This window comes from Nevskia sp., from assembly GCF_023266035.1.
Lineage (GTDB): Bacteria > Pseudomonadota > Gammaproteobacteria > Nevskiales > Nevskiaceae > Nevskia.
Genome location: NZ_JAHFRY010000145.1, coordinates 1 through 11632, shown reverse-complemented (window position 1 = coordinate 11632; position 11632 = coordinate 1). Strand labels below are relative to the sequence as shown.

Genomic DNA, 11632 nt, shown 5'->3' with positions numbered 1-11632 from the left:
CGAAGCGAAGAAGGCCGGCCTGCCGGTGATGGTCAAGGCCGCAGCCGGTGGTGGTGGGCGCGGCATGCGTCTGGTGCATGACGAAAGCCAGCTAGGCGAAGCGATTGCGTCGGCACGCTCGGAAGCCTCGAACGCGTTCGGCAGCGGCCAGCTGCTGATCGAGAAAGCGGTGATCGATGCGCGCCACGTCGAGATCCAGGTGTTCGGCGATCGCCATGGCAACGTCGTCCATCTCGGCGAGCGCGATTGCTCGATCCAGCGCCGCAACCAGAAGGTGGTTGAGGAAGCACCGAGCCCGGCCGTCGATGCAGCACTTCGCGCGCGCATGGGTGCGGCTGCCGTCGCAGCAGCCAAGGCGGTGAACTACGTCGGCGCCGGCACCGTGGAATTCCTGCTCGGCGCCGATGGCAGTTTCTATTTCCTAGAAATGAACACGCGCCTGCAGGTCGAGCATCCGGTGACGGAACTCGTCTACGGCGTCGATCTCGTCGCCTGGCAGTTGAAGGTCGCGCAGGGCGAAGCGCTGCCGATGGCGCAGGACGAGATTCTTGCCCGCGCTCGCGGCCACGCGATCGAAGTGCGCCTGTGCTCGGAAGACCCGCGCCAGAACTACCTGCCGCAGACCGGCCCGGTGCTGCTCTGGGATGCGCCGGCTGGCGATGGCCTGCGCATCGACAGCTATCTGGAAACCGGCCGCGCGATCTCGCCGTACTACGACTCGATGCAGGCCAAGCTGATCGCCTGGGGCGAGGATCGCGAAACCGCGCGTACCCGCTTGCTGAAGCTGGTGCGCGATACCGCGCTGCTCGGCGTGCGCTCGAACAAGGACTATCTCGCCGAGATTCTGGCCACCGAAACTTTCGCCTCCGGTGCCTTCAGCACCGCCTTCGTCGGCCAGCACTTCCCGCAGGAGAAGATTTCTGCTGCACAGCCTTCAGCGAGAGTCTGGTTGCTCGCAGCCGTCGCGCTGTACCTGGACGATGCGCAGCGGCTCGCCGCCGAACATGGCTTGAGCGACGAGATGCTTGGCTGGCATTCCTCACGGGTAGCGCCAATCGATTTCCGTCTGCGCTGGGGTAGCGTCGATCAGGACATCGAAGTGCTGGCCGATGGCGGCCGACGCTTCCATGCCGAAGTTGCAGGTACCCGCATCGAACTGACGGTGTCGGCGGTACAGCCCGGCGCGTTCCGCTATGAAGCGGACGGCGTGCAGGGCAGCGCGCGTTACGCACGCGGCGTTGGCGACACGCTGTGGCTGATGGCCGAAGGCGTCACCGAAGCCTTCGTCGATCGCAGCTACGCGCCGGCAGAAACCTCGGCTGCAGGCTCGGATGGCCGCATCGTTGCGCACAGCGACGGCAAGATCGTCGCGGTGTTCGTGAAGCCAGGCGAGGTCGTCGTGAAAGGCCAGACCTTGGCCGTGCTCGAAGCGATGAAGATGGAGTTTCAGCTGGCCGCACCGATCGCGGGCAAGGTCGATGCGGTCAGCGTCGCTGCGGGTGATCAGGTCAAGGCGCGACAGCTGCTGGTCAAGATGACGCCAGCGGCTTGATCGCGATCTCGGCTTCGACATCGGCGTCGAAGTCTGCCCCCAAGTTGGCCGCCGTATCGAGGCCCATCATCTGCGGATAGTAGCGCGCGAAGTCTTCGCGAATCGCGGTGATCGGCACGTCATCGAAATCGCCGCGCAGGTTCACGTACTCCATGTGCCGGTTGCCGCTCAGATCGAAGGGGTGGTAGATCGAATCTTCGCGGCCATCGAACTCCAGCGGCTGCAGCTGGAATTTCTGGCACAGCTCGATGTTGAACGCCGGCGTCGCCTTGACCCAGCGACCGTCGAGCAGGATCGCCGTGTAGCCATGCCAGTAGTAGGTGTCGGTCTGCATGACCTGGCGCAGGCGCTCAGTCGATAGATGATTCCTGACGTCGGCAAAGCCGACTCGTGCCGGCACGCCGACTGCGCGGCAGGCTGCCGCCAGCAGGGTCGCCTTCGGCTGACACCAGCCACGGCCGGCGAGCAGGGTGGTGCTGGCCTTCAGCGCGTGATCGGACAGATCGACCGTGTACGGGTCATAGCGGAGACGATCGCGCACTGCGTAGTACAGCGCCACGGCTTGCTCGCGCGGATCGGTCAGATTACCGATGACCTCGGCCGCGAAGGCGCGGATCGCCGGGTGATCGGCATCGATGAAATCGGTTGCAGCGAGCGCGGCCAGCGTGTCAGAGGCTTGATCGTTCATGCCGCGATTGTCTCACCGCGCCGCGTGCCCATTACCAACTCGTTCACCAACCCAACTGCTTCGCCGCCAGATCTTTCATCACTTCCGATGCGCCGCCGCCGATCGACAGCACCTTGGTCTCGCGGAAGATGCGTTCGACTCGCGCGCCTCTGAGATAGCCGGCACCGCCAAGGATCTGCACCGCTTCGCCGGCCACAGTTTCGAGCGTCGAAGTCGCCAGGTTCTTCAGCAGGCAGACATCGGCGACCGGCAAAGCTTTCTGGGCAATGCGCCAGCACAGGATGTCGAGCTGCGCCTTCACCGCATCGATGCGCATCTTCATGTCGAGCAGCTTGTGGCGGATCACCTGCCGGGTCAGCAGCGGCTTGCCGAAGGTCTGGCGTTCGCGGGTCCAGGCCAGCGCATCTTCATAAGCCACCTGCGCCGAGGCCCAGGCCTGCGCGGCGAGCATGATCCGCTCGCTGTTGAAGTTCATCATGATCGCCATGAAGCCGGCGTTCTCCGGGCCGATGCGGTTGGCCACCGGCACCCGGCAATCCTCGAAGTACAAGGTGGCGGTGTCCGAGCACCACCAGCCCATCTTCGACAGCGGCGTGCGCGAAAAGCCCGGCGTGCCGGCCTCGATCACCAGCAGCGAGACGCCGCCCATGCCTTCGCCACCGGTGCGCACGGCCACGGTCAGATAGTCCGCGCGCATGCCGGAAGTGATGAAGGTCTTGCTGCCGTTGACCACGTAATGATCGCCATCGCGCACCGCCTTGGTCCGCAGATTGGCGACGTCCGAACCGCCGCCCGGCTCGGTGATCGCCAGGGCGGCGATCTTCTGGCCGGCGAGCACCGGGCGCATGAATTTTTCCTTCTGCTCGTGCGAGCCCATGTGGACCAGCGGCGGCGTGGCGATGCCGTGCGACAGCAGGCTGGCGATCAGGCCACCGCTGCCGGTGCGCGCCAGTTCCTCGACGGCGATGACCAGATAGAACAGGTCCGGCACCTCGATGCCGCCGTAGGCTTCCGGGAAGCCGATGCCGAGCAGGCCGACGTCCGCCGCCTTCTCGTGCAGCGCGCGCGGCAGTTCGCCGGCTGCTTCCCAGGTATCGATGTTCGGCACGCACTCGCGCTCGACGAAGCGACGGACCTGGGTCCGGAAGGCTTCGTGCTCATCGGTGTAGAACGGAGAGGCGATGCTGAGGCTGACGGCACGAGTCACGGTAATCATCCTGATTCTGTACGAGCTACACACACTGTAGGGGCTGAAGTACCATCCCGCTACAACAATGTTCGTTACAACAACGACGATTACCGAAGCAGCACAAAGGACTTTTAGAGATGGCGCAGAGCCTTAGCCCCGTTGCCCCCGACAGCATGCCGCTGGCCCGCGTCTATCGCTGGGAGAAAGAGCTGGCCGATCAGCCTTGGCTGACTCAACCGATGGGCCAAGGCCAGGTACGGACCTGGACCTGGGGTGAAGCGGTCAACGAATCGCGGCGGATCGCCGGATGGCTGCAGGCGCAGGGCCGTATCCAGGGCTGGGACAAGGACGCCAAGGTGGCGATCCTGTCGAAGAACTGCGCGTACTGGATCATGGCCGACATCGCGATCTGGATGGCGGGCTATGTCAGCGTACCGCTGTACCCGACGCTGACCGCGAACAGCGTGCGGCAGATCCTCGAACACAGCGAAGCGCGGGCGATCTTCGTCGGCAAGCTCGACGACTACGCGGTGATGCGGCCGGGTATTCCGGACAAGGTGCTGCGCTTCGGCTGCGTGCTGTCACCGGAGGACGATCACCGTCAGTGGGGCGACATCGTCGCCAGCAATCCGCCGATGACCGACGAGACCCGCCGCGATCCCGACGAACTGGCGACGATCATCTACACCTCCGGCACCACCGGCATGCCCAAGGGCGTGATGCACAGCTTCGCGACCGTGGCCCGCGCGCCGATCACCATGGAGCAGCGCATCAACCCCACCGCCGCCGATCGCGTGCTGTCCTACCTGCCGCTGTCGCACATCGCCGAACGCTGGACGGTGGAATCGGTGTCGATCCGCTGCGGCATGCAGATCTTCTTCGCCGAAACGCAGGAGACCTTCCTCAAGGACTTGCAGCGCGCCCGGCCGACCCTGTTCGTCTCGGTGCCGCGCCTGTGGGTGAAGTTCCAGCAGGGCGTGTTCGCCAAGGCGCCGAAGCAGAAACTCGATCGCCTGTTCCGCATCCCGTTCCTGGGCCGCATGGTCAAGAAGAAGATCCTCACCCAGCTCGGTTTCGATACCGTGCGCTTTGCCGGTGGCGGCGCGGCGCCGATGCCGGGCAGCCTGATCGAGTGGTACGGCAAGCTCGGCCTGGAACTGCTCGAAGGCTATGGCATGTCCGAGAACTTCGGCGTCTCGCACGGCAGCAAGCCGGGCGAGGGCAGGCCCGGCTATGTCGGCGTGCCGTATGACGGTGTCGATCACCGCATTGCCGACAGCGGCGAAATCCTGGTGCGTTCCCACTGCAACATGATCGGCTACTTCAAGGAGCCGGAAAAAACCCGCGAAGCACTGACCGAAGACGGCTGGCTGCATACCGGCGATCGCGGCGAGATCGACGCCCAGAACCGCCTGCGGATCACCGGCCGGGTCAAGGAATTGTTCAAGACCGGCAAGGGCAAGTACGTGGCCCCGGCGCCGATCGAAAGCCGCCTGCAGGCCAACAGCAGCGTCGAAGCCGTGTGCGTCACCGGCTCCGGTTTCCCGCAACCGTTCGCCATCGTGATCCTCAGCCCCGAAGCCACGGCCGCCTTCGCCAAGCCGGAACTGCGTGTAGCGCTGAGCAGCAGCCTGACCGCGACGATGCGCGCCGCCAACGAGCAGACCGACCCGCATGAGCACCTGACCCACATCGTCGTCGTGCCGGGCTCGTGGACCGTTGAGAACGGCTTCATCACGCCGACCCTGAAGATCAAGCGCAATGCCGTCGAAGATGCGTACACGCCGTTCTTCGAAGACTGGGCGCGCCGCCGCAGCGGCGTTGTCTGGCACGATGCGGCCTGAGTGATCTCAACCGTCCAGCCATCGCCATGACCGCAGCCACGACCCGTCCCTATCGCCCCGAAGATCGCGCGGCCTGCCTCGCGGCCTTCGACAGCAACGTACCGGTCTACTTCGATGCCTCCGAGCGGGCCGACTTCGAAGCCTTCCTCGATCAGCACCCGGGCCGCTACTTCGTCGCCGTGGATGCCGACGGCCAGGTGCAGGGCTGCGCCGGCTACGCGCTCAGCACGACGGGCGATGCCGCCGACCTGTGCTGGGCCATGGTCCACCGCCAGCAGCATCGCGCAGGGCTGGGAAGACTGTTGCTCGATGCCCGCCTGCAGGCGATCCGTGCCGAGGGCTCAGTGCGCGAAGTACGCCTGAGCACTAGCCAGCACGCGGCTGGCTTCTATCAGCGCTTCGGCTTCGTCACCAAGCTGATCGTGCCCGGCGGCTTTGCGCCGGATATCGATCGTTGCGACATGGTGTTGGCGCTGGTCTGAGGGCTGTCCTGCAGATCACCCGTCATTCCCGCGCAGGCGGGAATCCAGTTCTGATGCGGAGCGCTACGGCCAAAACTGGATGCCCGCCTGCGCGGGCATGACGGCCTTTGGCTTTCAGCGCTTGGCTGAATCGCTCTTACCACGGAGCATTTTTCGCACGCCCAGCACCACCAAGCCAAGCGCGCCAGCACCGATGCAACTCAGGTGCAGCGTCTGTAGCGGTACGACCTGAAACAGCGCATTGCTCTGGCTGAACGGCGCAAGTGGCCGGATATCGCTGTGCATGATGCTGTCGAAGACGATGTGCGAATAGCCCCCGAGTGCGGCCCCAATTACAACGGCTCGAAGTGTCAGTTGTTTCCAGCCGAAGACGTCAGGAACCGGAACGACGGCAGCCAATCTGAGCGCGCCAGCGAACAGCCCAACGGTCGCTGCAATCACCGGGGAAACCCCGATGTATGTGTGGAAGAGCCGGTGCAGCGGAAACTGCCCGGTGACCATGTAGTACAGAGGCTCGACATCGACAATCACGTTGGCAGTGCAAAATGCCAGGAAGCTGATCTGTCGCGGTGCCGCGGAGTGCAAAGCTGCTCCGGGACCGAAATGGAATGGTGTGATCGGCACGTGTGAGCGAAGTAGTGCGTTGGGGGAAAGTAGCCGGCAGTGTGGACGCGGATCCCGCTACGTGGAGCGTTCGGAGCGTCGCGGAAGGCGAGATGCGCCTTCGGCTTTCCCGCCCCACCTCAAGTCAGTCTCAAGCCGCCCCCGCCTCCGCATACTTAACCCGCAAAACCTTCTTGTCGAGCTTGCCCACGCTGGTCTTGTCCAGCGCTTCAACAAACAGCACGCGCTCCGGCACGCCGTACTTGGAGATCACGCCCTTGTCGGCGAAGGTCATCATGTAGCGCTTGATTTCGGCTTCGTCCTGCACGGCGTCGGCTTTCGGTACCACCAGCGCGACCGGGCGTTCGCCCCACTTGGCGTCCTTGATGCCGATGACGGCGACTTCGCTGACCGAGGGGTGGGCGGAGATCAGGTTTTCGATGTCGAGTGAGGACACCCATTCGCCGCCGGTCTTGATCACGTCCTTGACGCGATCGGAGATCACCAGCACGCCGTCATCGCCGAAGCTGCCGATGTCGCCGGAATGCATCCAGCCGCCTTTCCACAGCTCTTCGGATGCGGTGGGGTTCTTGTAATAACCCTGCGTGGTCCAGACCGAGCGGAAGACGATTTCGCCGACCGATTTGCCATCGTTCGGCAGCGGCTTCACGTCGTCATCGACGGCGCGTACATCGCAGAGCAGCGCCGGGCGGCCGGTGCGTACGCGCAAGCTCGCCTGATGATCGTTGTCGCCGCCGAGCTGGTCGGTGGGGATGTGGTTGATGATCTGCAGCGGGCCGGTTTCGCTCATGCCGTAGCCGGTGAACACGTCGATGCCGCGATCGAGCGCGGCCTTGGCCAGACCCTTCGGCAATGCCGAGCCGCCGACCAGTACCTTCCAGCGCGACAAGTCCACTTCCTTGGCCATCGGGTGGCTGAGGATCATGTGCAGGATGGTCGGCACGCAGTGCGAGTAGGTGACGTTCTCCTTGGCGATCAGCTGCAGCAGCATGTCCGGCGTGTAGCGGCCGGCGTAGACCTGCTTGATGCCAAGCATCGTCGCGACATACGGCATGCCCCAGGCGTGGACGTGGAACATCGGCGTGATCGCCATGTACACGTCGTCCTGATGAATGCGGCCCTGAACACCAGCGGTGCCGAAGGTCGCGGCGACGCCGAGCGTGTGCAGCATCATCTGGCGATGGCTGTAGTACACGCCCTTCGGCAGGCCGGTGGTGCCGGAGGTGTAGAACGTCGACATCCGCGCGTTCTCGTCGAACTCCGGAAATTCGAAGCTGCCGCCGGCCTGCGCGAGCAGGGTTTCGTATTCGCCGGCGAATGGCAGTTTCGAGTTCGGCTTCGACCCGTCATCGGAAATCAGGATGAAGGTTTTCGCGGTTTCCAGTTTGTCATGCAGCGATTCCAGTACCGGCACGAAATCGGTGGCGACCAGCACCATGTCGGCAGCGGCGTGGTTCAGCGTGTAGAGAATCTGGTCCGGGCTGAGGCGGATGTTCACCGTCTGCATCACGCAGCCGAGCATCGGGATGGCGAAATACAGTTCCAGATAGCGATGGCTGTCCCACTCCATCACGGCGATGGTCTGGCCTGGCTTGGCGCCGAGCGAGGTCAGCACGTTGGCCAGCTTGCTGACCCGTTCGACAAACCCGGGATAGCTGAAGCGCGCCTTGTCCCGGTAGACGATCTCGTTCTTCGAGGCCCGCGCGATCGGGCTGGTCAGCAGGTGCTTGATCAGCAGCTGGTAGTCGTACGCGGATGGCGTGCGTTCGATCGGTGCAAGACGGGTCACGGGCAGTCTCCTTGTTGATGCGCTGTCAATGCGCGCTGGCTTTGAGTCGGCGAGTCCGCAGCACTGGTGACGAGGCTGCGGCAGGCGGATCGTTGTTGTCGCTGCCCGCTATCCGGCGGGCTGCGTGGTGTCGCGAACTATAGCGGGGCGAGGCTGCGGGCGACGATGCAGGGTGGACCCGGTTCAGCGCGGTTCCAGGAACGCGAACAGCGCTCGCCGCTCGATCAGCGTCATCGCTTCCATCTTCGCGATGTTGGTTTCCGGAATGCCATCCGGATCCGGATGCAGGGCGATCGCGGTTTCCACGCTGTCCTCGCGCAGCAGGTGCAGCAGCGGCACTGGCGAGCGATTGGTGTAGTTGCTGGCGTCGGTCGGCAGGGTATCGGCGAACTGGTAGTCCGGATGGAAGCTGGCGACCTGGAAATCACCGGACCATTCGTATTGATCGAGCAGGGCGTCGGCCTCGTCGAGAAAATCGTTGTAGTCGGCGAAGTCGGCGAGCATCAGCGGCACCGCGATCAGCGTGGTTTCCAGTTGCTCGACCGGAGTGTCGTGCAGCCGGGTCAGTTCCAGTTGCAGATCGGTCAGCAGGTCCAGCGGCGTCTTCGCTTCGCTGACGAAAACCCGGATGCGGTTGTCGCGGAACGGCTTGCCGGCGAACGGACACAGATTCAGGCCGATGACGATGCTTTCCAGCCAGCCGCGCACGGAGGTTTCGACGGGGTGCAGGGCAGGGCTCATCGGTTGATCATTTCTCGGGGGGATCTTCGCGCAGGTCGCGCAGCATGTTTTCCACTTCGGCGAGCATCCACAACGGATCGTTCTCTTCGAGCAGTTTCTGCTTGCGCTCCGGCGGCACCGGCAGCAGCTCGGCGAGACGGCTGCCGACCCAGGCAGCGTCGTTGAAGCGCGGCGGCCGTGTGAAGTTCTCGGGGCCGATTTCCTTGACCAGATCGCTCAGCAGTTGCTGCAGCTTCTCGTAGCGCTCGGGCATGCCGATCGGGTCGGGCGGTTCGATCAATTCGATCTCGCCGACGATCAGGCCATCGGCCTGTGTTCGCCGGGACTTGAGCCGGAACAGGGTTTCGCCCTGGGTGTTCAGGTTGAACAGGCCGGAGCTGGGCTCCTCCCATTCGATGATCCGCGCGGTGCAGCCGATGTCCGACGGCACGGCCGGCGTGCCGGCCTCGTAGCCGGCGCGGATCAGGCTGACGCCGAAGACCTGGTTGTCGCGAATGCAGGCCTTGGTCATTTCGGCATAGCGCGGCTCGAAGATGCGCAACGGCAGCCGCCCGCCGGGAAACAGCACGGTGCCGAGCGGGAAGATCGGAATTTCCATTGCCGCGCGGACTCCGCTCAGAGCCCGCCGCAGCCGATCAGGCCGCCATCGACGGTCAAGGTAGTGCCGGTCACGTAGCTCGAGGCTGGCGAGACGAGGAACAGGATCGCCGGGGCGATCTCGTTCGGCTGGGCCGCGCGGCCGAGCGGAATCTGCGGCAGTACCGATTTCATCAGCGACTCGTTCTTGGTCAGTGCCGAGGCGAACTTGGTTTCGGTCAGGCCCGGCAGCACGGCATTGCAGCGCACGTTCCAGATCGCGCATTCCTTGGCGAACGCCTGAGTCATGTTGATCACCGCCGCCTTGGTGATCGAGTAGATGCCCTGATACATGCCGGGCTTCACGCCGTTGATCGACGCGATGTTGACGATGGCGCCGCCGCCGCCCTTCTTCATCAGTTTCGAAGCCAGCGCAGCCAACTCGAAATAGCCCTTGATGTTGACCTGCATGGTCTTGTCGACCATCGACATATCGGTATCGCTGATATGGCCGAAGTAGGGGTTGGTCGCCGCGTTGTTGACCAGGATATCGAGCCGGCCCAGGCCTGCTTCGATCTCGCCGATCAGCGCCTTCAGCGCCGCCGATTCGCCCTGATGCGCCGCGATCGCCGTGGCCTTGCCGCCGTTGGCGATGATGCTGGCAGCCACCACATCGAGGTCTTCCTGCTTGCGGCTGGAGATCACCACATGGGCGCCCTGCTCGGCGAGCAAGCGCGCCGTGGCTTCGCCAATGCCGCGCGAGGCGCCGGTGATCAGTGCGACCTTGCCGGTCAGGTCAAAGAGTTGGGTGGCCATGGTTTCGTTTTGATCTCTGATGGGATGACGGGACTACAACACCGAATAGACGACAAAGAAACCGACCAGCACCAGCAGGCTCATTGCACCGAGGAAGGTGTACTCGACGATGCGCAGCAGCCGCGCCGTCAGGTTCCGGCTGTTGGCGCGCAGGCCCCAGACGATCAGGTAGCAGCAGACCAGGAACAGCAGCGCGTTCATCGCCAGCACGTCGTCGGCGACGGTTTCGATGTTCTGCGAGCGGCTGAAGGCGTTGACCGCGCCGAGCAGGCCGACGCAGATGCCGGTCATGCTGGTGGCGGCGCTCAGCAGGCGTTCGAGGATGCGCTCGTGGCGCGCTGCATCATCGGCGCTGATCGGGTCGCGCAGCGGCATGCCCTCAGACCTTGGCCCGGTTGATCACCCGCTCGCAGACCTGCGCGAGCACGGTCACGAACAGGCCGAAGGCGGCGAACTTCGGGTTCTTCGACTGGCCGAGCTTGTAGCGGTAGTAGATCTGCTGGGCGATGACGCCGAGGCGGAACAGGCCGAACACGTAGTACCAGTCGGCATTGCGCACTTCGCGGCCGGTCTTTTCGGCGTAGCGGTCGATGATCTCGGCGCGGCTGAGCATGCCGGGGATATTCGATGGCTGCATGCGGATCGACTGCATCTCGGCCGGATCGCCGGCTTCAACCCAATAGGCCAGCGAGGAGCCGAGATCGAGCAGCGGATCGCCGAGCGTGGCCATTTCCCAGTCGAGCACGCCGATGACGCTGAGCTGGTCGTCGGCCGACAGCACGACGTTGTCGTAGCGGTAATCGTTGTGGATGATGCCCGGCCGCGTCGAGTCCGCCGGCTGGTTGGCAGTCAGCCAGGCGATGATCGCGTCGTAGCTGGGGATGTCATCGGTCAGCACCTTGTGCCAGCGCTCGCTCCAGCCGCTGAGCTGACGCGCGACGTAGCCCGCCGGCTTGCCCATGTCGGCAAGTCCGGCGGCTTCGTAATCCAGTTGGTGCAGGGCGATCTGGGTATCGATCAGGTTCAGGCACAGTTGGCGGGCGCGCTCCGGGCTGTAGCTGAGTGTGGACGGCAGATCGCGACGGAGGATGATGCCGGCGAGCTTTTCCATCACGTAGAAATCCGAGCCGATCAGGCCGGCGTCTTCGCAGTAGGCCAGCGGCTTGGGGCATTTGAAGTGCGGATGCAGGCGCTGCAGCACGCGGAACTCGCGGCCCATGTCGTGAGCGCCCTTGGCCTTGGTGCCAGCTGGCGGCCGACGCAGGATCATTTCGCGGCCGCCGATGGTTAGCTGGTAGGTGAGGTTCGAAGCGCCACCGGGAAACTGGTGC

At 64.2% G+C, this 11632-nt stretch carries 12 protein-coding genes; 3 read left to right on the top strand and 9 right to left on the bottom strand.

Annotated elements, in window-relative coordinates; all coding sequences use genetic code 11:
• Positions 1–1552 (top strand): biotin/lipoyl-containing protein (locus Q0D45_RS18390; protein ID WP_293396238.1); only part of this gene is annotated, 1552 nt, incomplete at its 5' end.
• Here Q0D45_RS18390 and Q0D45_RS18385 read toward each other — a convergent pair.
• Together Q0D45_RS18385 and Q0D45_RS18380 are read right to left on the bottom strand one after the other, a co-directional pair.
• Positions 1530–2240: a transglutaminase family protein gene (locus Q0D45_RS18385; RefSeq protein WP_293396236.1), complete on the bottom strand. Its 711-nt coding sequence runs from the start codon at positions 2238–2240 to the stop codon at positions 1530–1532. The two genes, Q0D45_RS18390 and Q0D45_RS18385, sit on opposite strands and share 23 nt — an antisense overlap.
• 43 nt (positions 2241–2283) lie before the next feature.
• The gene (locus Q0D45_RS18380) at positions 2284–3423 is read right to left on the bottom strand and encodes an acyl-CoA dehydrogenase family protein (RefSeq protein WP_366946499.1); all 1140 of its coding nucleotides are present in this window, start codon (positions 3421–3423) and stop codon (positions 2284–2286) included.
• Between the two features lie 143 nt (positions 3424–3566).
• Here Q0D45_RS18380 and Q0D45_RS18375 point away from each other — a divergent pair, with 143 nt between their 5' ends.
• On the top strand, positions 3567–5273 hold the full coding sequence (locus Q0D45_RS18375; protein WP_293396230.1) for an AMP-binding protein: 1707 nt from the start codon (positions 3567–3569) through the stop codon (positions 5271–5273).
• Between the two features lie 26 nt (positions 5274–5299).
• Positions 5300–5755 (top strand): GNAT family N-acetyltransferase, encoded by a 456-nt coding sequence (locus tag Q0D45_RS18370; protein ID WP_293396227.1) that lies wholly within the window; start codon positions 5300–5302, stop codon positions 5753–5755.
• Between the two features lie 114 nt (positions 5756–5869).
• Here the strand turns inward: Q0D45_RS18370 and Q0D45_RS18365 are convergent, their stop codons facing one another.
• From Q0D45_RS18365 to Q0D45_RS18335, 7 genes are all read right to left on the bottom strand, one after another.
• The gene (locus tag Q0D45_RS18365; protein ID WP_293396224.1) at positions 5870–6286 is read right to left on the bottom strand and encodes a hypothetical protein; all 417 of its coding nucleotides are present in this window, start codon (positions 6284–6286) and stop codon (positions 5870–5872) included.
• A gap of 223 nt (positions 6287–6509) precedes the next feature.
• The gene (locus Q0D45_RS18360) at positions 6510–8168 is read right to left on the bottom strand and encodes a fatty acid--CoA ligase (protein WP_293396221.1); all 1659 of its coding nucleotides are present in this window, start codon (positions 8166–8168) and stop codon (positions 6510–6512) included.
• A gap of 183 nt (positions 8169–8351) precedes the next feature.
• The gene (locus Q0D45_RS18355; protein ID WP_293396218.1) at positions 8352–8909 is read right to left on the bottom strand and encodes a DUF1415 domain-containing protein; all 558 of its coding nucleotides are present in this window, start codon (positions 8907–8909) and stop codon (positions 8352–8354) included.
• Between the two features lie 7 nt (positions 8910–8916).
• Positions 8917–9507, bottom strand: a complete 591-nt coding sequence (locus Q0D45_RS18350) for an LON peptidase substrate-binding domain-containing protein (protein ID WP_293396215.1) — start codon at positions 9505–9507, stop codon at positions 8917–8919.
• A 17-nt stretch (positions 9508–9524) separates the two neighbouring features.
• Positions 9525–10301, bottom strand: coding sequence for an SDR family oxidoreductase (locus Q0D45_RS18345; protein ID WP_293396212.1), 777 nt, complete (start codon positions 10299–10301; stop codon positions 9525–9527).
• A 33-nt stretch (positions 10302–10334) separates the two neighbouring features.
• The gene (locus tag Q0D45_RS18340) at positions 10335–10676 is read right to left on the bottom strand and encodes a hypothetical protein (protein ID WP_293396209.1); all 342 of its coding nucleotides are present in this window, start codon (positions 10674–10676) and stop codon (positions 10335–10337) included.
• Between the two features lie 4 nt (positions 10677–10680).
• On the bottom strand, positions 10681–11632 hold a 952-nt coding region (locus Q0D45_RS18335; protein ID WP_293396206.1), incomplete at its 5' end, for a phosphotransferase family protein.